The sequence below is a fragment of the Roseateles sp. genome (assembly GCF_965262435.1).
Lineage (GTDB): Bacteria > Pseudomonadota > Gammaproteobacteria > Burkholderiales > Burkholderiaceae_C > Paucibacter_A.
In genome coordinates, this window is record NZ_OZ253537.1 from 978371 (window position 1) to 1001699 (window position 23329).

Sequence of the window (23329 nt, forward strand, 5' to 3'; positions counted from 1 at the left end):
CAGCCCTTCAAAGCTGCTGCCGCAAGCCCCGCGCCTTCGCCAAATGCCAATCCATGTCCATGGTAAAAAGCGCCGATTCGGCTTCATCGAGCAGGCCGCGGGCGGCCGCTGATTCGCCGCGCTGCAGGGCCAGCTCGGCGGCGCAGAGTTCGGTCACGGCGCGTTCGTGCATGGAGCCGCGGCGTTGCGCCACGGCTTGGGCGGCAGCCAGGTAATGCGTCACTCGCTCGGTCTGGCCCTGGCTTTGCGCCAGGCGTGCGGCGGCGCGGTAGGCCATGGCCACGCCGATCCAGTCGCTTTGCCGGCCACGGCGCAGGGCCAGGGCCATGTGCCGGCGGGCCAGATCCGCCTCGCCTTGCTGCACCAGGATTTCGGCCAGCCAGCCGTGGTTGAGTGAGCTGAACAGGCCGCCGCCGCGCGGGGCCAGCCAGGCCACGGCTTCTTCCAGGGCCTGGCGCGCGAGCGGGCAGCGGCCGCCCATCCAGGCGCCGTAAGCCCCGGCGGCGTGGCCCATGGCAAAGGTGAAGAGGCTGCGCACCTGGGCGCCGATGCGGTGGGTCTCGGCGGCGCAGACTTGGGCCTCGGCCCAGCGACCCTGCCAGAGCAGCACGGCGGCGCGCCAGCCCTGGATGGAAGCCTCGACGGCATGATTGCTGCCTTGCATCAGACTCAGCGCTTCGTCGAAGGCCGCTTCGGCGGTGCGGAAATGGCCTTGGTCGCCCAACACATAGGCGCGGCAGGCCAGGGAGTAGGCCAGGCCGATGGGCGGGCGGCGCGAGACATGGCCGTTCTGGCGCGGGCGAAGCTGAGCGATGGCCTGATCGAGCAAATGAAGCGCCGGCCCGTACTCGGCCGTGGCGGCGCGGATCTGGCCCAGGGTGCCGGTCATCTGTGCCAGCAGGGTCTGGTCTTGCAGGCGTTGGGCCTGGTCCAGGCTGCGCAAGCAAATCTGCAAGCCGGCGCGGGCCTCGCCCAGGGCATAGCGCACATAACCGAGCCAGTACTGGGCACGCGCCATGGCCGCGGGGTCGCCGCTGAGGGCGGCCAGGCCGGTGGCGTGCTGCAGCACGCGCAGGTCGGCTCTTGAAGCGTCGAACACGCAGGCCATGCCGAAGCGCTGGGCGATGGCGATCCAGCGTTGGTGCACCTCTTCGCTGGGTGGCAGGTGCTCCAGGGCGGCCAGGGCGGCGCGGTATTGCTTTTTGGCCCGGTCCAGGGCCGAGCTGGCCAGGGCCTGGTCTCCCGCTTGCTCGGCATGGTGGGCAGCGTCTTGCCACTGTCCGGCAGCGCCCCCGTGGTAGGCCAGCAGCTCGTGCGCGGGCTCCTGGCCGCCCAGGACCAGCTGGGCGCGCAGCTCGGCCGTGATGTGTCGGTGCAGGGCCTGGCGCTCATGCAGGCCGGTGCTGTCGTAGATGACGTCGCGGGTGATGCCGTGCTTGAAGCGCAGCAGGCCCGGTTGTTCGGCCGGGAAGATGAAATCCAGCTCGGCCAGCTCCAGCACCACCGGGTCTTTCTCGCAGCAGCCGCTGATGCGCTCAAACAGCCAAGTCGGGATGACCGCACCGATCACCGCCGCCACACGCAGCAGCTGGGCTTGCGCCGGCGGTAAACGGGCCACCCGCGATTCGATCAGCGCGGCCAGCCAGGCATGGCCGCCACTGGCCGGATTCAGGGTCGACGGCGCTTGTTCCTCGGCGGCACGCAGGCCGGCATGGCCGCGCTGGTGTGCCAGGGCGTGGCACAGCTCTTCGATGAAGAGCGGGTTGCCGCCGGCATGGCGCTGCACCTCGGCGCTGATGAAGGGGTCGGTGCCGGGCAGCAGCTGGGCGATGGCCTGGCCTGCCTCCTCCTCGCTGAGGGGCAGCAGCTCGTGGTGGTGCAGGGCCTCGGCGGCCTCGTGGCCGTGGTGGATGGGCAGCAGCAGGGCCGGGGTTTCGGTCACCACCGCAGGCCGGGTGGCGCTCAGCAGCATCAGCGGCAGGCTGCGACGCTCGGCCTCGGCACGCAGGCGGTGCAGCAGGGCCAGGCTGGCGTCATCGGCCCATTGCAGATCGTCGATCAGCAAGAGCAGCGGCCCCTGGCTGGCCAGCTGGAGCAGCAGCTGCAGCACGGCCTCCTGCCGTTCTTTGGCCGGGCCTCGCAGCACAGCGTCGGCCTCGGCGGAGCCTTGGCGCTGCAGGGTGCGCAGCATTTGCAGATAGGGCTGCAAGGGCTCGGCGCTGAGGTAGCTCTCGCAGTAACCGCGCAGCACGCGGCAGTCGCGATCGGCGGCGCGGCGCAGGAATTCTTCGGTCAGCCGGGTCTTGCCGACGCCGGCGCTGGCGCGCAGGCTCAGCCATTGCGGCTGGCCGGCGCAGGCTTGATCGAGGCGCTGCTCCATCAAGGCGAGCTCGGTGGCGCGTCCGACAAAAGGCGCCAGGCCGCGGCGCTTGCTGGCCTCGAAGCGCCGGCCGATGCTGACCTGGCCCAGGATGCTGTAGACCGCCAGCGGCGTGGCGCGGCCTTTGAGCGGCACCAAGCGGCGCTCGCTGGTCTGGAAAAAGGGGTGCAGCGGGCCCAGGGTTTCGGCGCTGACCAGGATCTCGTCCGCGCAGGCCTCGTCGGCCAGTCGAGCGGCGACATTGGGCGTGTTACCGAGCAGTTCGAAGCGGCCGCGCATGGCGTCGCCCTCCTCGATCAACACCATGCCGGCATGGATGCCGGTGTGCAGGCTCAGGCCCTGCGCGTCAGGCCAGGCGGCAGCGGCCGACTGGGGTTGCATCAGGCGAACCGCCTTGTGCAGTTCCAGGGCAGCTTCGGTCGCGCGCCGGCCGTCGTCTTCGCGTGCCTGCGGGTGGCCGAAGATGGCCAGCACACCATCACCCTGGATGCGTACCACCGTGCCGCCATGTTTGGCGATCAAGTTCTGGTAGAGGCCGCGCACCTCGGCCAGCATGGCGGCGTAATGCTCTGCCTCCATGGCATCGGACAGCCGGGTGGATTCCGACAGGTCCGAAAACAGGACGGTGAGATGGCGTCGCAGGCCCAGCGCGGGTGGCGTGGGCGTGCGAACGGAGGTGTCGGTCATGGCCTGGGCGCTCTTCGACGTCGCGGGTTCAGGCCATCCTACCGCTTGAGGATGATCCGCAGTTAACAAACCGTAACAGGTGCAGGGAATGCGGGCAGGTCTTCCTCGCGCAGGCCCAGGTAAATCGGCTCGCCGGCGCGCCGGTGGATGTTGATCTTGGCGTTGTAGACGCGGTGGGCCCGGCCATGCTTGTCGAGGATCTCGAACTCGCTGATGCCGAACTCGCCCTGGGCGTTGCGGCGGCCGGTCAGGTAGCAGGCGATTTCGTCGATCTCGGCGCCGGCCAGGCTCAGGCCATTCAAGGCCTTGAGCGGGCGGCGGGTGCGCTCGACGAAGTCGATGCTGGCGATGCGCTGTTCTTCGCCGCTGTGCTCGTCGCGCATCAAGGTGTTGAACTTGCCCAGCAGGATCTGGCCCGGCAGGGCGCGGTCGATCATGCGCGCCAGCTCGATCGTGACCTGGCCGACCAAGTAGCTGAAAGAGGTCGGATTCAGGCCCTCGGATTGGTAGAACTCATAGTGCGAGCCGACATGGAAGGCCGCACGCAGCAGGGGCACCGAGTCGGGCCGGCTGGCGCGCTCACGGGCCAGGGCGTTGTCGGCCAAGATGAACTGCAGCAGCTGGTAGAGCTCGACATTGGCCTCGATGCCGCGCATGCGGTTCCAGATGTAGAAGCCGTCGCCGGTGGTGGTGCGGGCGAAGTTGATGTTGATCTCGCGGTCCAGCAGCTTGGCATAGGCCGCATTGACCGAGCAGGACAGGCTGTTCAGCTGCACCACCTGTTGCAGCGGGCTGAGCAGGGAGAAGCCGACCGCGTCGAACAGGATCACCGCCCGGTCTTCCACCAGACGGATGCCGTAGCGGGCAATGATGGCCGCCACCAGATCCAGGCCCAGACCCGCGTCGGGGGCGAAAGGCAGGCTGATGTGCTGGGGCGTGATGCCCAGCTCGGTCGCGGTCTGTGCGAACTGTTCGGCACTCAGGTGGTTCTGGTGGGCCAGCAACTCGTCCAGCAGCTGGGCCCGGCGCTGTACTTCGGCCGCGGCTGTGCCGGCGGCTTGGGTGAATTCGGTCAGCAGGGGGTGAGGTGCGACCAGCAGGCTCAGGCCTTGTGGCTGTGGGGTCCAGGCGAATACCAGGTTTTCGCCCAGATTCCACAGGGCGTAGAGCAGCTGGTCGAGCACGACGATGTTGTCGCGCACCTGGGCTTCGGCCAGCCCAGTGGGCAGGGCATAGGCCATGAAGCCGTCAAGCCATGATCTGCGCTTGCGGGATTCTTCGCTCACTCCATCACCTCCAACGATTGTTGGCGGCATTGTCGGAGATGTGGCTCGGCAAAACGCCAAGCCGAGGCAGAGAAACACGGTTCGCGGACGTCCATTCAGGGGGGACGGCGGCGTTCCATGCGTCTATGGCTCGGCTCGGCAGGTTTCAGAACGGGGGGTGGGGCAGCTGCCTCTGGCGGGGCATCGCTTCTGCATCACAAGCGCCCGTCTCAGCTGTTGCGGCCTGCGGTCTTGCCATCGCTCTTGGCGGCGGCCAGCATCAGCTGTTGCATCTGGGTGTTGATGCTCAGGCCCGAGACGACGACGCGCGGCAGTTGCTGCACGACCGGGGCGGGGCCGGCGGACTTACCGGTTACGACGACGCGCGGCAGTTCGGTCTTGACGGCGCTGTCGGCAGCGGAGGCGGCCGTGGCGGCGAACAGCAGGCTGGTGGCCAGGGCGGCGCCGGCGATACGAATCAGGTTGGTGGTGGTCTTCATGATGTGGCTTCCTTGCGGTTTGCGAAGCGGCCCATTGCTGCTTCGATGGACTCAGTATCGAAAACCCGGGGGCCATCGGCCATGGCAGTGCGACGAACTGCGGGCGCGAGCGATTGAATCGCCGCCGGCGCCGACAAGGGGTTAACCCTAGGCGTGAAAGACGGACGCAATCGGGCTATTTCCGGCCTGGAGTCGCCCGCCCAGAACGCAAAGGGGCTGTTTTGACCCGCCCGACCTATGATGGTGGGTTTTCCCGTACAGCAGCCGCCTACCATGACCCACGCACACGACCCCGCCGAGACGCAACGCCTGGCTGCCGAAGCCCCGGCCGAGGCCGGCGGCGTGCTGGACGGGCCGCTGATCCGCGTGCGCGGCGCCCGCACCCACAACCTCAAGAACATCGATGTCGACCTCCCGCGCAACAAGCTGGTGGTCATCACCGGCTTGAGCGGCTCGGGCAAATCCAGCCTGGCTTTTGACACCCTCTACGCGGAAGGCCAGCGCCGCTATGTGGAAAGCCTGTCGGCCTATGCCCGGCAGTTCCTGCAGCTGATGGACAAGCCCGATGTCGATGTCATCGAAGGACTGTCGCCGGCGATTTCCATCGAACAGAAGGCGACCAGCCACAACCCGCGCTCGACCGTCGGCACGGTGACCGAGATCCACGATTACCTGCGCCTGCTCTACGCCCGCGCCGGCACGCCGTTTTGCCCCGACCATGACTTGCCGCTGGAAGCGCAAAGCATCGGCCAGATGGTGGACGCGGTGCTGGCCATGCCGGAAGACAGCAAGCTGATGCTGCTGGCGCCGGTGGTGCGCGACCGCAAGGGTGAGTTCCTGGACCTCTTCGAGGCCATGCAGGCCCAGGGCTATATCCGCTTCCGCGTCGATGGCGCGACCATCGACGCGCCCGACTTCCCGGCGCTCAAGAAGGCCGAGAAGCACGACATCGATGTGGTGATCGACCGCATCAAGATCCGCGCCGACAACGCTGACCAGCTGCGCCAGCGCCTGGCCGAGAGCTTCGAGGCGGCCCTGCGCCTGGCCGAGGGCCGCGCCCTGGTCGTCAATATGGACAGCGGCGTTGAGCAGATCTTCTCCAGCAAGTTCGCCTGCCCGATCTGCAGCTACTCGCTGCCCGAGCTGGAGCCGCGCCTGTTCTCCTTCAACTCGCCGGTGGGTGCCTGCCCGTCTTGCGAAGGCCTGGGACAGATGACGGTGTTCGACCCCGAGCGCGTGGTCGCCTTCCCGACGCTGAGCCTGGCCAGCGGCGCCGTCAAGGGCTGGGACCGGCGCAATGCCTACACCTTCTCCATGCTGGAGGCGGTGGCCGCGCACTACAAGTTTGATATCGACCTGCCTTTTGAGGAGCTGCCCGAGACGGCCCGCCAGGTGCTCCTCCATGGCTCGGGCGCGGACGAGATCCAGTTTGTCTACCAGGCCGAAAGCGCTGCGGCGGCCGGCGGCACCAAGAAGCGCTCGGTCAAACGCTCGCATCCGTTCGAAGGCATCCTGCCCAATCTGCAGCGACGCTTCAAGGAAACCGATTCCAGCGCGGTTCGCGAGGACCTGGCCCGCTATATGGCGCCGCGCTCCTGCCCGCATTGCGAGGGCTCGCGCCTGCGCCGTGAGGCCCGCCATGTGGTGCTGCAGCCGCATGACGCCGCGCCCGGCGCCAAGGGTCGCCCCATTTACGAGGTGGAGCATTCCACCCTGCGCGACTGCCTGGACTATTTTGAAGGCCTGAAACTCAAGGGTGCGAAGGCCGAGATCGGCGACAAGGTGATCCGCGAGATCAGCTCGCGCCTGCGCTTCCTCAACGATGTGGGCCTCAACTACCTGAGCCTGGACCGCAGTGCCGACACGCTCTCGGGCGGCGAGGCCCAGCGCATCCGCCTGGCCAGCCAGATCGGCTCCGGCCTGACCGGTGTGATGTATGTGCTGGACGAGCCCAGCATCGGCCTGCACCAGCGCGACAACGACCGCCTGATCGCCACCTTGCGCCGCCTGCGCGACCTGGGCAACACGGTGATCGTGGTCGAGCATGACGAAGACGCCATCCGCGCTGCCGACTATGTGCTGGACCTCGGCCCCGGCGCCGGCGTGCATGGCGGCCGCATCATGTCCCAGGGCACGCCCGACCAGGTGGCAGCCGATCCAGCCTCGTTGACCGGGCGCTATCTCTCGGGCGCCGCCTGCATCGAGGTACCGCGCGAACGCCATCGCGTGCCGGCGACGGCAGTTCACAAGAGTCTCAAGATCGTCAACGCCCGCGGCAACAACCTCAAGGGCGTGACGGTGGAGATTCCGGTCGGCCTGCTGACCTGCGTCACCGGTGTCTCCGGCTCCGGCAAGAGCACCTTGGTCAATGACACGCTCTACACGGCCGTGGCCAAGAAGCTGTATCAAAGCCATGCCGACCCGGCGCCGCATGACGAGATCGAAGGGCTGGACGCCTTCGACAAGGTCATCAACGTCGACCAGTCGCCCATCGGCCGCACGCCGCGCTCCAACCCGGCCACCTACACCGGTTTGTTCACGCCCATCCGTGAGCTCTTTGCCGAGATGAACACCGCCAAGGAACGCGGTTACGGCCCGGGCCGCTTCAGCTTCAATGTGGCCGGTGGCCGTTGCGAGGCCTGCCAGGGCGACGGTGTACTCAAGGTCGAGATGCACTTCCTGCCCGACGTCTACGTGCCTTGCGACACCTGCCATGGCAAGCGCTACAACCGCGAAACCCTGGATGTGCTCTACAAGGGCAAGAACATCACCGAAGTGCTGGCCATGACGGTGGAGGACGCCCACCCCTTCTTCAGCGCCGTGCCTTCGCTGGCGCGCAAGCTGCAGACCCTGCTCGATGTGGGCCTGGGCTATGTCAAGCTGGGCCAGAGTGCGACCACACTCTCAGGCGGCGAGGCGCAGCGGGTCAAGCTGGCGCTGGAATTGAGCAAGCGCGACACCGGCCGCACGCTCTACATCCTCGACGAGCCGACCACCGGCCTGCATTTCGCTGACATCGCGCTCTTGCTCAAGGTGCTGCACCAGCTTCGCGATGCGGGCAACACCATCGTCGTCATCGAGCACAACCTCGACGTCATCAAGACGGCTGACTGGCTGGTGGACATGGGCCCCGAGGGCGGCTCAGGCGGCGGACAGCTGCTGCTGGCGGGCACGCCGGAGGAACTGGCGGCGCACGAGGGCAGCCACACCGGGCGTTATCTGAAGCACTTGCTGCCCAAGCACTGAGCTGAAAAAAGAAAAAGCCGGCCCATCACGGGGCCGGCTTCCGAGGCGTCAGCGCTGGATTCAGCGCTTGCGGCGCTTGGCCAGGAAAGCCAGGGCCAGCAGACCACCGGCGAACAAGGCCCAGGTGCTGGGTTCCGGAATCGCCGGCGGGTTGTTGACCACCACGCTCGGTGGCAGCGAGGGCACGCTGAAGCCTCCCGCTGTGGGGCCGGCAGTGTTGCCGCTGAAGCTGGGCGGGTTGCTCGGCATCACGCTGCCGGGGGTGGCGCCGCTGCCGCCGTCGAGGCCGCTGTTGGCGCCGCTGGCCAGCTGGGAGAAGCTGTTGCGGCCGCTGTCGGGCCCACCGCCGCCAAGCGCACCGGCCGAAGGCGGGTCCATCTCGAGCTGGCTTTGCGGGTCGTCAAGTTCCTGGGCTGCCGAAGCGACGTTGACCGCTGCTGCCGGTGCCGAGGCACGCGGGGTCAGGCGCTGGATGCGGCTGACGTTGCGGCAGACCGTGGGCACCAGAATGCACTGGCCTTCTTCGCAATAGACCAGACCGCGTTCTTCGTATTTCTGCGTCCATTTGGCGCGGCTGACCGTCTTGCAAACATTGTTGGCGCCGAAGTGCATCTCGCTGATGGCACTTCCATACATGGCCTTGCTGCCCTTGATCTCGTCGCGCTGGATGCTGACGATTTCGTCGTAGTCGCGCTTTTGCATGCGCGCCTTGAGCGTGGCACGCACCGCAGCTGGGATGTCCTGATAGCGATCCACCGCCGCGACCACATCGCCCATGAAGGGGTTCACGCCCGGCCTGTCCCATGAGCAATGGGGCAGCGTCGCGCCGGAGGCAGCAAGAGCGAGAGCGGCAATAAGGGGCATGAAACGTGGTCCGTCTGTAGGGCTGCGGGCGTTCGGTCACCGCCCGGGACTCTGCCCCGGATGCTGGGGCGGATCTCCATGTCAAGAGTGTAGTTTCCCTAGGGGCTTGTTCGGGCCATGCGGCCCCCTCAATTGCTGGGGACAGCTGATGTGGATTTCACGAACCGAGCCCGCTTGTGGGTTCTCTTCCACGGCGGGCCTGCTCGCGCCTGGATTTTTTACCGTAGCGCAGGCCCGCTGCGGGTCGCGGCCGGTTTCGCTGCTATCGTTCGCGACAGCAACGTAGTTTCTTGCCCTCCCAGCCTTCCCCATGTCGCCAGCCCCCGCCCTTCAGGTGCTCTACGTCGAAGACGATCGCATCAACATCGTCTTGATGGAAGAGGTGTTCCGGCGCCTGCCCGACTGGCGGTTGCGCTGTGCCGAGGACGGCGAGCAAGCCCTGACCCTGCTGGCCGAGTCGGCCGCGGGCGGTTTGCCCGATCTGCTGTTGATCGACATGAATCTGCCTGATATGAGCGGCCTGTGCCTGATCGAGGCCTTGCGCGCCGACCCGCGACTGGCGCTTCTGCCCTGTGTGGCCCTGTCGGCCGATGACCATGCCAGCCAGGTCGAGGCCGCACGTGCCGCTGGTTTCAGCGATTACTGGGTCAAGCCCATCGATGTGTTGCGTCTGAGCGAGGCCTTGCAGGCCACGGCTGCGCGCATGGCGAGCTGAAGCGCGGCCTCCGTCGGAGGGACGAAAAAAAGCCCGGCATGCCGGGCTTTGTCATTTTCTGCAGTGCCGCGGCGGTGGCCGGGCTTGCCGGCCGCCACCGAAGCTGCATCACTTCAGGTGGCTGTTGATCAGCTTGGTCATCTCGAACATATCGGCCTTGGCCTTGCCGAAGATTTCCTTCAGCTTGGCATCGGCGACGATGATGCGCTTTTGCACTTCGTCCTGCAGCTTGTTGGCCTTGATGTATTCCCAGACCTTCTTGGTCACATCGGTGCGCGGCAGCGGTGCTGCGCCGACGATGGCGGCCAGGGCGGCGCTGGGGGTCAGTGCCTTCATGAAGGCCGCGTTGGGCGTGCGCTTCTTGGCAGGCGCTGCAGCCTTCTTGGCCGCAGGTGCCTTCTTGGCCGCCGGTGCAGTCTTCTTCGCAGGAGCTGCCTTCTTGGCCGGCGCAGCAGCCTTCTTGGCGGCAGGCGCCGCGGCTACTTTCTTTGCCGGAGCGGCCTTGGTTGCCGGAGCCGCCTTCTTTGCGGGTGCGGCCTTCTTCGCAGTTGCCATTTCAATTCTCTCCATCAAAAGTTGTTGATGTGCCGGGTCCGGGTGAAGGCCGCATAAGCCTTCAATTCTCTCTAGCACCGAGCAGGGATGATGGTACTGCGCACCTATGGCATTGAGAAGGCTTTGCCAGGGGCTGGCACTCGGTTCTCACGCGGAAATGCCGCTTGTTTACCCTTGGTGTCGCGGCCTTGCGTCACTCATGACCCGCCAGTGCGCGTAAACCCGGCGTCGAGCTCGGCGCGCCAGAGCTGCGCAGGGCCGATGTCAGCGAGGGTCTTGCAGCCGCACAAGGCCATGGCGATCTCGAATTCATCGCGCAGCAGACGCAGCGCGCGCGCCACGCCGAGCGCGCCGGCGGTGGCCAAGGCATGGATATAAGGTCGGCCCAGCAGCACCGCATCCGCCCCCAAGGCCAGGGCTTTCAGCACATCGCTGCCGCGGCGGATGCCGCCGTCGACCAGCAGGGGCAGCTCGGGCCCGACCGCAGCGCGCACACGCGGCAGCAGCGCGGCCGTCGGCGGCAGCGTGTCCAGCGTGCGGCCGCCGTGGTTGGAAACGATCAGGCCGGCCACGCCGCGCGCCACCGCTTCGCACGCGTCCTCCGGGTGGTTGGCGCCCTTGAGCAGCAGCGGCAGATGGCTGTGCGCGCGCAGCCAGTCGATCTCAGCCCAGGTGGCGGCGCGCGGCATCAGGCCGTCGAACAGCTCGCTCTGGCCCGGCTGCAGGTTCAGCGGCTTCTTGATGCCGCCGAGGTTGACCGCTCGGATCTCGGCCGGCAGCTGAAAGCCGGCGCGCCGTTCGCGGTCGCGTGCGCCATGCACGGGCGCGTCGACGGTCAGCACCAGAGCCTGAAAGCCGGCCGCCTCAACCCGGCGCAGCAGCTGCAGCATGAAGTCACGGTCATCGCGCCAGTAGAGCTGGAACCACAGCGGGCCGCTGCTCGGCTCGTCGTGAAAGGCTTTGGCGATGGCCTCCATCGGCATGCTGGACTGGGCGCTCAGCACCATGCCCGCTTGCTGCGCGGCCGCGGCGTAGGCGCTGGCCAGCTCGCCATCGGCATGGGCCAGGCGCTGGTAGGCGATGGGCGCCAGCAGGATGGGGTGGGCCAGCGTGCGACCGAGCAGCTGGCTGCGTGTGTGTCCGCCTGCCAGATCGCGCAGCACGCGCGGCTGCAGCTGGATGGCATCCCAGGCGCTGCGGTTGCCGCGCAGCGTGATTTCATCGCCAGCGCCGCCGTTCAGATAGGCCCAGTGCTCGGGCGCAACGGCGGCCTGGCCATGGGCTTCGAAATCGGCCAGGTTGGCGATGCCGGCGGGAATGTCTTGCAGCGGCGAGAGGCTGGGTTTTGTGTCGCTCATGTGTCGGCCCACATGCGCAAGAGGTTGTGGTAGGTGCCGGTCAGCTGGACGGCGGCGTCACCATCGCCGTGCTCGCTGCGCAGCTGCATCAAGGCCTGGTCCATGTCGAAGAGCAGGCGGCGCTGTTCGTCGCTGCGCACCATGCTCTCGATCCAGAAGAAGCTGGCCAGGCGGGCGCCGCGCGTGACCGGCTCGACCCGGTGCACGCTGGTGCCGGGGTAGAGCACGGCGTCGCCGGCGGCCAGCTTGACGCGCTGTTCGCCGTAAGTGTCGGCAATCACCAGCTCGCCGCCTTCGTACTCCTCGGGGCCGCTGAGGAAGACGGTGCAGGAGATGTCGGTGCGCACCCGCTGGCCCGTACCGGGCACATAGCGAATCGCCTGGTCGATGTGGTCCCCGTAGGTGTTGGCCGCGCCGGCGTAGCGGTTGAACATGGGCGGCAGCAGGCGCTTGGGCAAGGCGGCGGAGAAGAAGGTCGCGTGGCCCTCGAGGGCCTTCAGCAGCAAGGCTTGCAGCGCACGCGCCGATTCGCTGCCAACCGGCAGCTGCTGGTTGTTCTTGACCTGTGCGGCCTGCGCGCCGGCCGTGAGGCGGCCGTCCTGCCAGTCGGCCTGGTCCAGCAGATCGCGGGCCTGCTTCAAGTCAGCGGGGCTGAGGAGCTCGGCGATTTTCAACAGCATGGTGGTCAGGGTAAAAATGAAAAAAGGCCCGAGCGAACCCGGGCCTGTCAGATCACAAGCGGACCATCGGTCAGAACTTGTAGCTGCCGGTCAGGGCAAAGGTGCGGCCCTCGCCTGGCACATAGTGTCCGGTGTAAACCGTTTCGGCGTAGAGCTTGTCGGTGACATTGTTGACGTTGGCGCGCAGCGTCAGTTTGTCCTTGAGCAATTCGTACTCAGCCAGCAGGCTCAGGGTGGCGAACTTCGGCACGTAGAAGCCCGGGTTGCGGTTGGGTTGGTAGCCGCTGCGTGCGGTCACGCCACCGCCGACACGGATCTGCGGCGTGATCTTGTAGGTCGTGAACACGGTGCCCGAGTGGCGCGGCGTCATCGAAGGGCGGGTGCCCTGGCCTTCGGCGCCGGGCGCGCCGATGTCGATGTTGGCGTTCGGGATGAAGGTGTAAGACGCGAAGATTTCCCAGTCGTTGTTGATGCGTCCCATCACGTCGTACTCAAAGCCCGAGGCATGGCGCTTGCCCGACAGCGTGACCAGATTGGTCAGCGGGTCGGTGTTGCGCTCATGGGTTTTGGTGCTGCGGAACAGGGCGAAACGATGGCTGAGCTTGCCGTCGTTGGTCTCGATCTTGGCGCCCAATTCGATATTGACGGCCTTCTCGGGCGGGATGCTGGCGTTCTGCGCGCTCAGCGAATAGGTGTCACCCGAGGTGTTGAATGAGGTCGCACCGCCGAAGTGGAAGGACATGGTTTCGGTCGGCTGGAACAGCACGGCCGCACGCTGGCTCCACTGGCTGATGTTCATGCGGTAGCTGGCCGTCGTTTCCGGGCCGGCGGCCTGGCCGGGGATGCTGAAGGTGTCGTAGTCGCCACGTACCTTGTCGTAGCGCAGGCCGGCCAAGAGCTTCCATTGCGGGGTCAGCGCCAACAGATCCTGGGCGTACACACCGTAGGCACGCGAGGTGTACTCGTTGGCCTTGCGCATCACGCGTTGCGATTCGTCGATCCAGGCGCCGTCATTGGGCTTGCCGATGGTGGTGTTGGGCTTGCTCAGATTGACGCCACCTTGTGCGGCGCTGCGGGCGGCGAAGACTTGCTTCTTCTCTTCCGCGGCGTCCGCACCGGCTTGCACCTTGTGCTCCAGGCCCAGCCATTTGAACTTGCTGTCCAGATCGCTTTGCACGCTCAGGGTCTGCATGTCCTGGGTTTTCAGGAAGGTGCCACGACCGACCACGGTGTTCGGACCGAAGGTTTCGAGCGTGGCAGGCTTGCCACCGGGCTGCAGGCTCGCGCCGGCAAAGCGCACCGTGCCCGAGCGCTGGTCGCGGGTGTAGTCGGCCTTGCGCACGGTGGTCACCAGCTCGGTGTTCTGGTCGAAGCGGTGGATGTGCTTGAGCACGGCCCAGCCGGCGCTGCCCTTGTTCACATCGCTGGCCATGCCGTAGTAGGAGGCGGGGTCGATGGGCAGCAAGGTGGTGTCTGCCGTCGGCGAGGTGGCGGTCGGGCGGATCCAGGGCATGCCGTAGTTCATGCCGTTCTCGTTGTTCAGGTAGTAGGCGCTGAACGAGAACTCGTCGCGCTCGCCAATGCCCATGCGGTAGTTGCCGGCGATGCCCTGCTTGTCGATCTTGGCGCCGGCGCCGTCGTTCTCGGCGGCGTTGAACATCACGCCGACCCGAGCCGCGGAAGAATCGCCCAGGCGGACGTTGAAGTCGCCGACCGTGCGGACCAGGCTGTTGCTGCCAAGGCTGGCGCTGATTTCGTTGGCGTCGATCAGGCGGGCTTCCTTGCTGACCTGGTTCACTGCACCGCCGGTGGAGCCGCGGCCGAACAAGAGCGAAGCCGAGCCGCGCAGCAACTCAACGCGGTCCTGGAAGAAGGTGTCGCGCTCGTAGAAGGCCGGGTCGCGCATGCCGTCGATGAACACATCGCCGCTGGCCTGCAGCGAGAAGCCGCGCAGCTTGATGTCCTCTTCGCCACCCTCGGCGGCCATGAAGGTGATGCCAGCCGTGTTCTTCAGCACGTCCTTCAGATTGTCCAGATTGCGGTCATTCATCAGCTTCTCGGTCACCACGGTGACGGATTGCGGAATGTCGCGCAGCTCTTGCTTGCCCTTGCCGATGCGGGTGTCGGTGGCTTGGTAGGCGTCCTTGCCGGTCGGTTCGGCGCTGGCCTTGGTGCGCACGATGGGCAGGGCGTTCTCGGCCTTGGCGGGCTCGGCCGGGGCGGCGGTCTGGGCCAGGCTGGCGCTGGCCAGGCCGAAGCCGGCGGCCAGGGCACCCAGGGGCAGCAGCGCTTGACGGGACTTGAGGCGGGTCATGGGAGGTACTCCTGAATCAATCGATCAATCAATGTGGAACATGGCGCAGCCCAGACCCGAGGCTTGTTGGCCTCGGGCGAGCGGCGAATCCGTGAGGTGTGGCGGGCTGGCTCGCAGGCGCGAGTTGGCTGGCTGCAGAAAAGAAAGCAAAGGGGTGGCGCCGCAGGCTGCGGGCCGGTCGAGCGGCGCTGCTGCGGGCTAACGCTCCAGCTCGTAGGACAGCTGGGCGGTGGTCTCCCACTCGACCGGCTGGCCTTGCAGCAGGTAGGGCGAGAAGCGCGCGCTCTTGATGTCTTCCAGCGCCGCCTTGTCCAGGCGCTCGAAGCCGGAACTCTTCTTGACGGAGGCTTCCTTGAGCCGGCCTTGGGCGTCGACCAGGATGCGCAGCTGCACAAGGCCTTGCTCACCCGCGCGGCGCGACAGCAGGGGCATGTTCAGCCGCGGCTCGGCCAGGTAGCGCACGGCGTTGGGGGGAATCTGGTGCACGGCGGGTGGCGCTGGCGGGGTGACCACAGCCAGCACCGGTGCCGGGTTCGGCGCGGCGGCGGGCGCTTGCGTCGGCGTGCGTGCGGCCGGCGGCTCGCTGCTGATGACTTGTGCGGCCATGGGCGCCGGCGCGGTGATGGGCGGCGTCACCAGGGGTGGGATCACAGGCGCCGGCATGGGCGCCAGCTTGGGCAGATGGGGGGCCGGCGGCGTGGGCAGCGGTGCCGGGGCCGTGGGCTTGGCGGGGGTGGCGATCAGGCTGACCTGAATCGGCGCGGGCTTTTCCGGCGCGGGCAGGGCCCGGCGCACCATCAGCCCGGCGCCGAACAGCAGATGCAGGCCCAGCACGGCGAGCAGAAAGCCACGCTTGCGGCGTGCGGCTTGCGGGTCGACGGGCAAGCCCATGGACTGCAGCATGGGTGGGCCGGCCGGCTTTGTGGGCTTGCTGGCTGAGGTGCTCGACTTGTGACCCGCCACAAAGCCGGCCTGACCGGCCGACGCGGAGGCGCCGAGGGAGATGGGGCTGAGGAGGGCGGAGGTCACAAGGTGGAGGCCGCGCGAGGCTGCGGCAGATCAATCAAACTGATGAAGATCTTAACACTAATGAGAACAATTCTTATTTGATTTTGTTGATTGAATGGATTGGGCGGGCATGAAAAAACCCCGGGCGCGGGCGGCGGCCGGGGTTTTTTTGAGGCCGGCCACCGCAGGGGTGGCGCGGGCGCTCGGGCCGGGGATTACTCGGCCTTGGGGCTGATGCGTGGTGCGGTGCGCAGGCTCCAGACCATGGTCACGGCCAGGATGGCCACCACCACGCCGAGGGACAGCAGCACCGGGATCTTGATCACGTCGATCAACATCATCTTGGTGCCGATGAAGGCCAGCACCACAGCCAGGCCGTAGCTCAGCAGGTGGAACTTCGTGGCCATGGCCGCCAGCAGGAAGTACATGGCGCGCAGGCCCAGGATGGCGAAGATGTTGGAGGTCAGGACGATGAAGGGGTCGTTGGTGATGGCGAAGATGGCCGGGATCGAGTCGACCGCGAAGATCACATCCGTCATACCGACCAGGGCGATCACCAGCAGCAGCGGCGTGGCCATGCGCTTGCCGTTCTGCACGGTGAAGAAGCGCTCGCCGTCAAAGCGGTCGCTGACCGGCATGGTGCGGCGCAGCAGCTTCAGTGCCGGGTTGGCTTCCAGGTCCGGCTCTTGGCCGGCGGCCCACCACATCTTGATGCCGGTGATCAGCAAGAAGGCGCCGAACAGATAGAGCACCCAGTGGAACTCGGCAATCAGCCAGCCGCCCACCAGAATCATGACCGTGCGCAGCACGATGGCGCCGATGATGCCGTACATCAGCACCCGCTTCTGATACGCCGGGGGCACCGAGAAGTAGGTGAAGATCATCAGGAAGACAAAGATGTTGTCCACCGCCAGCGACTTCTCGATCAGATAGCCGGTCAGGAACTCCAGCGCCTTGGTGTTGGCCATGGCCACATCGCCGGTGGTGTCCTTGACGGCCCACCAGAACAGGCCGTTGAAGGCCATGCTCAAGGCCACCCAGACCAGAGACCAGTTGATGGCCTCCTTGACCGAAACTTCATGCGCGCCCTGCTTGCGCAGCACCACGAAGTCGACAAAGAGGGCGACCAGGACGGAGCCGCCAAAGAAAAACCATAGCCACAGGGGCGCAATCGTGCTCATGAAGAAGAGACTCCCGCAAGAAATGTTGAACTCAACTGCTCACCGCTTCGGTGGGGCCCAAGAATAGAGCCAAACCAAGGCTGGAACAGCGCGTGTTGCACCGGAAGGTCTTGCGGGACGGGAGGTGTTTGTTGGACCAGGGCGGTCTCACCTTCCAGCTGCGGGGCCCGGGTGTTCTTGGCAGAAGCACCGTACTGACGGACCGTCGCCACGGCATGGCGCCGTGTAGCTACTCCCCTTGCGGATGGCCACATTGTGCCAGGGTTGGGCAAGATCTGACCCCACCATGTGGACATTGCCTGTACAAAGTCATGATTCTTGCGTGGCAATGGGTTTAATCTCGCGGCCATCGCAGCTTGCCTGCCTCGGCCTCACCCTCGTACCCAGACCATGTTCAAAACCCTGATTCGCTGGCTCCTGCTCGCTGCTGCCCTCTTGCTGGTGGCGCATCTCTACCCAGGTGTTGTGGTCAAGAGCTTCAGCTCCGCCCTGATCGCGGCTTTGGTGTTGGGCTTGCTCAACACCTTGTTGCGGCCGATTCTGGTGCTGTTGACCTTGCCGGTGACGGTCATCAGCCTGGGGCTGTTCCTCTTCGTCATCAATGCGCTGATGTTCTGGTCGGCCGCACATCTGCTGGAAGGGCTGGCGGTCGAGAGCTTCTTCGCCGCCCTGGTCGGCTCCTTGATCTACAGCCTCTGCGGCATGGGCATTGATGTTTTGATGGAGCGCATCTTCCCGCCCCAGGATTGAGAGGGTCAGAACTTTTTGCTGCGCGGCCGCCATACGTCGTTGGCCGAATGCTCGGAATCCTCACGTACACAGAGTACGTTCCGGTTCCTGCGCTCCGCCCGACTCGGCCAGAGGCTGAGTCCTTCGCCAGGCAGATCCAGTCCTCAGGACTGGATCAGTCCGGGCTCAGCCTAGTCTGACTGCCGCTCGCTACAAAAGTCCTCACCCTCTGTCAGGGCAACTCGGCGCCGGGCGGAATGCCGCGCGGGTACATATCGATGAGTATCTGCCGCCGTTCGTACAACATGGTGCGCAGGCGTGCATCGATGACGGAGGCCTCCACCGGGTCGGCGTCGCGGCCGCGCGACTGGCGCAAACCCGAGCGCATGCGGTCGATGGCGCCGCCCAGGTCGCCCATGGCATAGCGTGCTTCTCCCAGGGCACGCACGGCGCGCAGGGGCTGCTCCAGCTTTTCCCACAAGAGGCCCAGCTGGCTCCAGGCCAGCACATCCTTGGGGTTGAGGCTGACCCAGGTTTGCAGCGCATCGGCCACTTCGCGGGCTGATTCGGGCCCGCGCGGGTCCACCAGGGCCAGGCGGCTGCGCTCCATCAGCAGCGGCCGGCTCTTTTCCCGGGGCAGCGTGTCCAGCGCCGCGAAGCCTTCGCCCGTGCGCGCCTGGGCTTGGGCCAGTTCGGCCCGCAGATAGCGCAGCAGGCGCAGCGCTTTCGGGTCGTTGCCCAGCAGCTGCAGCTGCTGTTCGGCGCTCTCCAGGGCGCGCGCGGCGCGCGGGAAATCACGCATCTTGATGGAGGCCAGGCAGCTGGTGTAGCGCGCACTGAGCTGCTCGAAGCCCCGGCCCACGGTCGGGCCGCGCTGCTCGCGCGCACCGGCGTCGAGGTTCTGCAGCTGCGCCCAAACCTCGGCGCGCGGATCCATCAGCACGCGCGAACGCGCGGCCATCAGCGCATGCTCGGCCAGGTTGATCGGGCGTTGAAAATCGCCCGCCCCCAGGCGGGTGCGCGCATCGCCGATGCGTTCGCTGGTCAGGGGGTGGGTGCGCAGATAGGGGTAGCTGCCCGAATCCATCAGGTGGTGGGCCTGCTCCATCTTCTCGAACATGCTGAACATGCCCGAAGGTGTGTATCCGGCCGAGCTGAGCACCTGGAAGCCGACGCGGTCTGCCTCGCGTTCCATATCGCGCGAAAAGTTGAGCGAGGCCTGTGCGGCCAGGGCTTGCGGGCCGACGATGGCGGCATTGGCCGCATCGATGCTGCCGCTGCGCGAGGCCGCGATCAGGCCGGCCAGCATGGCCGCCATGGCCAGCATGCTGTTGCGCGAGTCGCCGGCAATGCGGCGGGCGATGTGGCGCTGCGTCACATGCGAGAGCTCATGGGCCAGCACCGAGGCCAGCTCATCGCGCGAGCTGGTCATGGCGATCAGCCCCAGGTGCACGCCGACAAAGCCACCCGGCAGAGCGAAGGCATTGACCGAACGGTCGCGCACCAGAAAGATTTCCCAGGCGAAACGGTCGATGGTCTCGTCGCTGATATTGCCGAGCAGCTTGGCCGAGACGACCAAGGGGTCCCAGATGCCGAGCAGGTATTCCTGCAACAGCGGGTCGTCGAGGAAATCGGGGTCCGGCCGGATCTGCCGCATCACCTGGTCGCCCAGATTGCGCTCGCTGCCGACATCGAGGTCTTGCGACACCGAGTCGCCCAGCGAAGGCAGCGCCACCTGGGCCTGGCCGGCAGGGCTGCTGCACAGCAGGCAGCTGGCGGCGATGGCGAGCAGGCTGCGCCGCAGGGCGGAGCCGCGGGGCGAGCGAGAGTCGGTGCGGATGCGCATGTTCAACAACAGAAGTCTCCGGGGGCCGCGATACGGGAAGCGGCTCACTATGATGCCGCTTTATCGCCGCGCCACATTGCCGCATTGTTGCCGGTGCTGCGGCCTGCGCCCATCTGGTCTTTCCCTCGCCTCTACCGAATCCGCTGCCATGAGCTCTCCACTGACCCATTTCGACGCCCAAGGCCAAGCCCATATGGTCGATGTCGCGGCCAAGGACGTGACCCACCGCATCGCCCGCGCCAGCGGCCGCATCGTCATGCAGGCCGCCACCCTGGCCCTGATCACCGGCGGCACGGCCAAGAAAGGTGATGTGCTCGGCATCGCCCGCATCGCCGCCATCCAGGCCGCCAAGCGCACCGCCGACCTGATCCCCTTGTGCCACCCCCTGCCCCTGACCCGCGTGGCTGTCGAGTTTGAAATCGACGCCGCCGAGAACGCCGTGCACTGCAGCGCCCAGGTCGAAACCCTGGGCCGCACCGGCGTCGAAATGGAGGCCCTGACCGCCGTCCAGATTGGCCTTCTGACCATTTACGACATGTGCAAAGCCGCCGACCGCGGCATGGTCATGGGGCAGATCCGGGTGCTGGAGAAGCACGGGGGGAAGAGTGGGGATTGGGTGGCGGGGTGAGTTCCCCCCTGTCGACACAGCACTTACAGCCTGTGTTGAAGTAGCAGCCGACTCCATAGCCAGTCTCGGCAAAGCTGCTGGATAAATTGGACGTGCAGATATCAAACAACAGGCCGCATATGCCCGCTGACCTCGACGTGGTGTGGATCGTTGACCCGAACTTTGGTGAGCGCGGTTTGACTTGCGCTCATTCAACACCCGTCTGGATTGTCGAATCAGAGGCCAATGCCGCTTTCATTCAGCGATGTCAGCGCTCTGGCCGCAGCGTCATTTCCTTGACCACAAATGGGCCAACAGCCGAAGCCTGGCTCTTGAACCACATTGACACGATTGACCAGCACCACAACGAATTCTCTCCGGCGCCACCCTACCGACATCTCCAGGTCATTGGTGGCCCGCTAACCTCAAGGGTCGAGGCCTGGTTCCGAGAGTTTGGATTCGATGTCTTCACGGAAGGGATCGACGGCTTTCGATGTAGCAAGGCTGCGCCTGCTGAGATCTCGCCCCTTGGACAGGGTCAGGCCTAGCTCCGGTGCCAACTCCGCATGCGATTTCGTGCTGACTACTGCGAGTGCTCTGTATGAGCCGCCGCCGCTTCCTTCTGTCCACCTTTCTTCTTGCCGCCGCAGGACTCAGTTATGCCGTTCTCGGCCCCGGCTTGCGCCCCGAGCTGCGCTTGCAGGTGGATGAAGGCCGGCTGGGCCAGCTCAAGGCTTTGCGGGCCGAGCCGAAGTTCCTCGATCTGCCTGGAGCGCCCGTGGCCGAGGAGCGGCGCCGGCTGGAACCCTTGATCAATGAGCTCCTGGACCGCCTGATCTCGGGCCTGCAAGCGAACCCCAGCGATGCCTGGGTGATCGCGCAGATGGAGCCGACGGTTGAAGCCTTTCACCTCGAGGACACCGAGGCCCGTGAACGCTGCCTGGGCTATATCGAGGCAGTGTTCAAGATCTTCGCCATTCCCGATGATCGCGGCGCGTTTCGCAAATTCCTGATCTTCTGGTGAAGGCGGCAGGGCTCTTCAGCGCATCTCCCGCCAATCCACCACCCGGCTCGGCGCCTGGCACTGGAAAGGCTGTTCGGCTTCGCTGAGCCCGGCTTGCTGGCATTCGGCCAGCCACTCGTCGGAAACCGCGTAGTGGAACTCGCGCAGGCGCTGCACCACATGGCGTGCGCGCTCGTCGTCACCGACGGCGTGCAGGGACTTGGCCCAGGCCATCATCAGGCGCACATCGATCAGGTTGTGCGCGGTGCTGCGCGTGGCGGCCAGGGCCGCTGCGCCCGGCGGGCCGCTGGTGGCGGCAGCGTAGTCGGCCTGGGTGGCAAAGAAGATCGAGCGCCGGCCCTCTTCGATGCGCGTACTCAGCGGCCGCGCATCGGCGCCCGGCAGGTAGATGGCGACCACGCGCAGATAGTCCCAGCCCGCCAGCAGGCTGCCGCCCAGCAGCAAGGCACCTGCCAAGCCGACCGCCGGCAAGGCCTTGCCTGGGCCGGCACCGTCTGGTGCTGTTGCTTGCGTTGTTGCCGGTGCCGGCGCGCGGCCCAAGGCCAGGCCGAGCATGAAGGCGGTAGGCAGGAGGAAGTAGGCGTACCAGAGCGGGTACTCGAGCAGGCTATGCAGGCCGATCATCAGCACCAGCATGAAGGCGCAGCGGCGCGCCACGCCGTCCTCGCCAATGGCCGCGCGGCTCAGGCGCAAGGCTTGCCACAGCGACCAGACCAGCAGCGCCAGGATCAGGCCGGCCAGCGGCAGGCCCAGCTCAACGGCCAGTTGCATGGCGATGTTGTGGGTGTGGTCAAAGAAAGCCACCGGGCGCTTGGGGAACTCGCTCATGCTCCAAGCCAGGTTGAATTCCCCCCAGCCCACGCCGCTCAAGGGGTTGAGCTTGAGCAGCTCCCAGGCATTGAGCAGGATGGCGATGCGCGAGGGCGAGCCCGCGCCCTCGCTGAGGCGAGACTCAGCGCCGAAGGCATGGGCGCCGTGGCTGGCCCAGATCGACATCAGCCACCAGCTCAGCACCAGCATCAGCGGCGTGGCCAGCAGGCTCAGGCGGGCATCGCGCTCCAGCTTGCGGTCCAGGATGCCCCAGAGCGCCAGGATCAGTACGCCGACCATGCCGGTGCGAGACGCCGTCAGCACCACCGCAAAGACGAAACCGAAGAGCAGCAGAGGCAAGGCCAGGCGGCCGCCGGCAAAGGCGAAGCGCCGCTGGTTGCCGAGGAACACGGCAGCCACGCTGGCCCACATCAAGAGGCTGGCGAGGTGGTTGGGCTGGCGCATATTGCCGACGGCGCGGCCAGGCACACCCGAGCGGGCAATCAGCGTGCCATCGGCCAGGCTGGGCGCGAACACCTGCACCACGCTGACCAGCAGGCTCAGCAGGCCGGCCATCAGCAGGCCCCAGCACAAGGCCTCGAACCAGGCCGCGCGCTGCCCCTCCCGCAAGCCCTGGCCGACCCAGAGCAGGGCCAGGGCCGCGGCGATCATGCCGCTGTTGGCCAGGGCCAGGGAGAGCGGCAGGCCGGCCCAGGCCCAAGCCTGCCAGGGCGCCGCCAGCAGCAGCAGCAGGGCCCAGACGGCCGGCCCATGCTGGCGCTGCAGCGCGCCGGCCCCGAGTTCGCTGCGCAGGGCCAGCAACACCAGGCCCCAGGCGCCGAGTGCGGCCAGCTGGTTGAACAAGGTCGCGGACGGCGTCAGGCTGAAGGCCACCAAGGGCGGCACGGCATTGGCCAGCAGCAGGGCGATCACGCAGAGCGGGCCGATCGGCGCCGCCAGCGTGGCGGCTTGGGGAGTGGAGTGGGCGGACGACATGGGGCCGAATCATCACATGAGTCGCTGCAGTGCCCCTGGCTAAGATGGCGCGCTCGGCGGGCGCTTCGTTTCGGCGCCTGCTCCTCGTCTTGCAAGCCCTCATGCACATAGCCTGGTCTTCCTTCACTCCGTTTCATGCCCTGCTCGGCGGCCTGCTGATCGGCCTGGCCGCGGCCTTGTTCCTGCTGGGCAATGGGCGCATCGCCGGCATTGCCGGCATCGTCGCCAGCCCTTGGCGGGCGCTGCGGCAGCGCGGCTGGGCGGGCCTCAGCAGCGCGGCCGAGCGTTCTCGCCTGATGTTTCTGGCCGGCTTGCTGCTGGCGCCCTGGGCCTGGCGCTTGTTCGCGCCCTGGCCGGGCCTGACGGTCGATGTGGGCCCGCTGGGCCTGGTGCTGGCCGGCCTGCTGGTGGGTGTGGGCGTGCGCATGGGCAATGGCTGCACCAGCGGGCATGGGGTCTGCGGGCTGAGCCGGCTGTCGCTGCGCTCCCTGGCCAATGTCCTGGTCTTCATGGCCGCGGGTTTCGCCACGGTGTGGCTGATGCGCCATGGCCTGGCTTGATTGA

The 23329-nt window shown here is 66.6% G+C and carries 18 protein-coding genes; 6 read left to right on the forward strand and 12 right to left on the reverse strand.

Annotated features, from left to right (window positions below; translation table 11 throughout):
• Window positions 1-7: 7 nt before the first annotated feature.
• The 3 genes from ACQY39_RS04340 to ACQY39_RS04350 all read right to left on the reverse strand — a co-directional run bounded on the left by ACQY39_RS04340 (window position 8) and on the right by ACQY39_RS04350 (window position 4832).
• Window positions 8-3067 (reverse strand): ATP-binding protein, encoded by a 3060-nt coding sequence (locus tag ACQY39_RS04340; RefSeq protein ID WP_428503741.1) that lies wholly within the window; start codon window positions 3065-3067, stop codon window positions 8-10.
• Between the two features lie 62 nt (window positions 3068-3129).
• A complete protein-coding gene (locus tag ACQY39_RS04345; RefSeq protein WP_263516149.1) occupies window positions 3130-4353 on the reverse strand; it encodes a hypothetical protein in 1224 nt (407 codons plus the stop codon).
• Between the two features lie 209 nt (window positions 4354-4562).
• Entirely contained in the window at window positions 4563-4832 is a 270-nt protein-coding gene (locus ACQY39_RS04350; RefSeq protein WP_428503743.1) for a hypothetical protein, read from the reverse strand.
• A gap of 273 nt (window positions 4833-5105) precedes the next feature.
• On the opposite strand from ACQY39_RS04350, the gene uvrA reads away from it, so the two are divergent.
• The gene (gene uvrA, locus ACQY39_RS04355) at window positions 5106-8078 is read left to right on the forward strand and encodes an excinuclease ABC subunit UvrA (RefSeq protein WP_428503745.1); all 2973 of its coding nucleotides are present in this window, start codon (window positions 5106-5108) and stop codon (window positions 8076-8078) included.
• Between the two features lie 60 nt (window positions 8079-8138).
• On the opposite strand, the gene ACQY39_RS04360 is transcribed toward uvrA, so the two are convergent.
• A complete protein-coding gene (locus ACQY39_RS04360) occupies window positions 8139-8942 on the reverse strand; it encodes an MHFG family PEP-CTERM protein (protein ID WP_428503747.1) in 804 nt (267 codons plus the stop codon).
• A 310-nt stretch (window positions 8943-9252) separates the two neighbouring features.
• Here ACQY39_RS04360 and ACQY39_RS04365 point away from each other — a divergent pair, with 310 nt between their 5' ends.
• Complete coding sequence (locus tag ACQY39_RS04365; RefSeq protein ID WP_428503749.1) at window positions 9253-9657, forward strand: response regulator; 405 nt, start codon at window positions 9253-9255, stop codon at window positions 9655-9657.
• 108 nt (window positions 9658-9765) lie between these two features.
• Here ACQY39_RS04365 and ACQY39_RS04370 read toward each other — a convergent pair whose 3' ends face one another.
• The 6 genes from ACQY39_RS04370 to ACQY39_RS04395 form a co-directional block, all read right to left on the reverse strand.
• Window positions 9766-10212, reverse strand: a complete 447-nt coding sequence (locus ACQY39_RS04370; RefSeq protein WP_263516154.1) for an SWIB/MDM2 domain-containing protein — start codon at window positions 10210-10212, stop codon at window positions 9766-9768.
• A 197-nt stretch (window positions 10213-10409) separates the two neighbouring features.
• Complete coding sequence (locus ACQY39_RS04375) at window positions 10410-11570, reverse strand: alpha-hydroxy acid oxidase (RefSeq protein ID WP_428503751.1); 1161 nt, start codon at window positions 11568-11570, stop codon at window positions 10410-10412.
• Entirely contained in the window at window positions 11567-12250 is a 684-nt protein-coding gene (locus ACQY39_RS04380; RefSeq protein WP_428503753.1) for a Fe2+-dependent dioxygenase, read from the reverse strand. The genes ACQY39_RS04375 and ACQY39_RS04380 overlap by 4 nt, the downstream gene beginning before the upstream one ends.
• A 70-nt stretch (window positions 12251-12320) precedes the next feature.
• Window positions 12321-14564, reverse strand: a complete 2244-nt coding sequence (locus ACQY39_RS04385; RefSeq protein WP_428503755.1) for a TonB-dependent receptor — start codon at window positions 14562-14564, stop codon at window positions 12321-12323.
• A 198-nt stretch (window positions 14565-14762) separates the two neighbouring features.
• Window positions 14763-15593 carry an energy transducer TonB gene (locus tag ACQY39_RS04390; RefSeq protein WP_428503757.1) on the reverse strand — a complete coding sequence of 277 codons (831 nt, stop codon included), beginning with the start codon at window positions 15591-15593 and terminating at the stop codon, window positions 14763-14765.
• A gap of 194 nt (window positions 15594-15787) precedes the next feature.
• Window positions 15788-16753, reverse strand: coding sequence for a TerC family protein (locus ACQY39_RS04395; protein ID WP_428503759.1), 966 nt, complete (start codon window positions 16751-16753; stop codon window positions 15788-15790).
• A 390-nt stretch (window positions 16754-17143) separates the two neighbouring features.
• Here ACQY39_RS04395 and ACQY39_RS04400 point away from each other — a divergent pair, with 390 nt between their 5' ends.
• The gene (locus tag ACQY39_RS04400) at window positions 17144-17503 is read left to right on the forward strand and encodes a phage holin family protein (protein ID WP_428503761.1); all 360 of its coding nucleotides are present in this window, start codon (window positions 17144-17146) and stop codon (window positions 17501-17503) included.
• Window positions 17504-17714: 211 nt separating this feature from the next.
• Here the strand turns inward: ACQY39_RS04400 and ACQY39_RS04405 are convergent, their stop codons facing one another.
• Window positions 17715-19328, reverse strand: a complete 1614-nt coding sequence (locus tag ACQY39_RS04405; RefSeq protein ID WP_428510720.1) for a M48 family metalloprotease — start codon at window positions 19326-19328, stop codon at window positions 17715-17717.
• Between the two features lie 148 nt (window positions 19329-19476).
• On the opposite strand from ACQY39_RS04405, the gene moaC reads away from it, so the two are divergent.
• Both moaC and ACQY39_RS04415 read left to right on the forward strand, forming a co-directional pair.
• Complete coding sequence (moaC, locus tag ACQY39_RS04410; RefSeq protein WP_428503763.1) at window positions 19477-19956, forward strand: cyclic pyranopterin monophosphate synthase MoaC; 480 nt, start codon at window positions 19477-19479, stop codon at window positions 19954-19956.
• Window positions 19957-20536: 580 nt separating this feature from the next.
• Complete coding sequence (locus ACQY39_RS04415) at window positions 20537-20959, forward strand: DUF4844 domain-containing protein (RefSeq protein WP_428503765.1); 423 nt, start codon at window positions 20537-20539, stop codon at window positions 20957-20959.
• 15 nt (window positions 20960-20974) lie between these two features.
• Here the strand turns inward: ACQY39_RS04415 and ACQY39_RS04420 are convergent, their stop codons facing one another.
• Entirely contained in the window at window positions 20975-22765 is a 1791-nt protein-coding gene (locus ACQY39_RS04420; RefSeq protein ID WP_428503767.1) for a Wzy polymerase domain-containing protein, read from the reverse strand.
• A 101-nt stretch (window positions 22766-22866) separates the two neighbouring features.
• Here ACQY39_RS04420 and ACQY39_RS04425 point away from each other — a divergent pair, with 101 nt between their 5' ends.
• On the forward strand, window positions 22867-23325 hold the full coding sequence (locus tag ACQY39_RS04425; protein WP_428503769.1) for a YeeE/YedE family protein: 459 nt from the start codon (window positions 22867-22869) through the stop codon (window positions 23323-23325).
• Window positions 23326-23329 lie beyond the last annotated feature (4 nt).

Excerpts from the sequence above, each read along its gene's own strand:
- ACQY39_RS04425 (WP_428503769.1), top strand. The coding sequence starts at position 22,867 with ATGCACATAGCCTGGTCTTCCTTCACTCCGTTTCATGCCCTGCTCGGC.
- ACQY39_RS04350 (WP_428503743.1), bottom strand. The coding sequence starts at position 4,832 with ATGAAGACCACCACCAACCTGATTCGTATCGCCGGCGCCGCCCTGGCC.
- ACQY39_RS04395 (WP_428503759.1), bottom strand. The coding sequence starts at position 16,753 with ATGAGCACGATTGCGCCCCTGTGGCTATGGTTTTTCTTTGGCGGCTCC.
- ACQY39_RS04405 (WP_428510720.1), bottom strand. The coding sequence starts at position 19,328 with ATGCGCATCCGCACCGACTCTCGCTCGCCCCGCGGCTCCGCCCTGCGG.
- ACQY39_RS04385 (WP_428503755.1), bottom strand. The coding sequence starts at position 14,564 with ATGACCCGCCTCAAGTCCCGTCAAGCGCTGCTGCCCCTGGGTGCCCTG.
- ACQY39_RS04375 (WP_428503751.1), bottom strand. The coding sequence starts at position 11,570 with ATGAGCGACACAAAACCCAGCCTCTCGCCGCTGCAAGACATTCCCGCC.
- ACQY39_RS04370 (WP_263516154.1), bottom strand. The coding sequence starts at position 10,212 with ATGGCAACTGCGAAGAAGGCCGCACCCGCAAAGAAGGCGGCTCCGGCA.
- ACQY39_RS04420 (WP_428503767.1), bottom strand. The coding sequence starts at position 22,765 with ATGTCGTCCGCCCACTCCACTCCCCAAGCCGCCACGCTGGCGGCGCCG.
- moaC (WP_428503763.1), top strand. The coding sequence starts at position 19,477 with ATGAGCTCTCCACTGACCCATTTCGACGCCCAAGGCCAAGCCCATATG.
- ACQY39_RS04415 (WP_428503765.1), top strand. The coding sequence starts at position 20,537 with ATGAGCCGCCGCCGCTTCCTTCTGTCCACCTTTCTTCTTGCCGCCGCA.
- ACQY39_RS04340 (WP_428503741.1), bottom strand. The coding sequence starts at position 3,067 with ATGACCGACACCTCCGTTCGCACGCCCACGCCACCCGCGCTGGGCCTG.
- uvrA (WP_428503745.1), top strand. The coding sequence starts at position 5,106 with ATGACCCACGCACACGACCCCGCCGAGACGCAACGCCTGGCTGCCGAA.
- ACQY39_RS04360 (WP_428503747.1), bottom strand. The coding sequence starts at position 8,942 with ATGCCCCTTATTGCCGCTCTCGCTCTTGCTGCCTCCGGCGCGACGCTG.
- ACQY39_RS04400 (WP_428503761.1), top strand. The coding sequence starts at position 17,144 with ATGTTCAAAACCCTGATTCGCTGGCTCCTGCTCGCTGCTGCCCTCTTG.
- ACQY39_RS04365 (WP_428503749.1), top strand. The coding sequence starts at position 9,253 with ATGTCGCCAGCCCCCGCCCTTCAGGTGCTCTACGTCGAAGACGATCGC.
- ACQY39_RS04380 (WP_428503753.1), bottom strand. The coding sequence starts at position 12,250 with ATGCTGTTGAAAATCGCCGAGCTCCTCAGCCCCGCTGACTTGAAGCAG.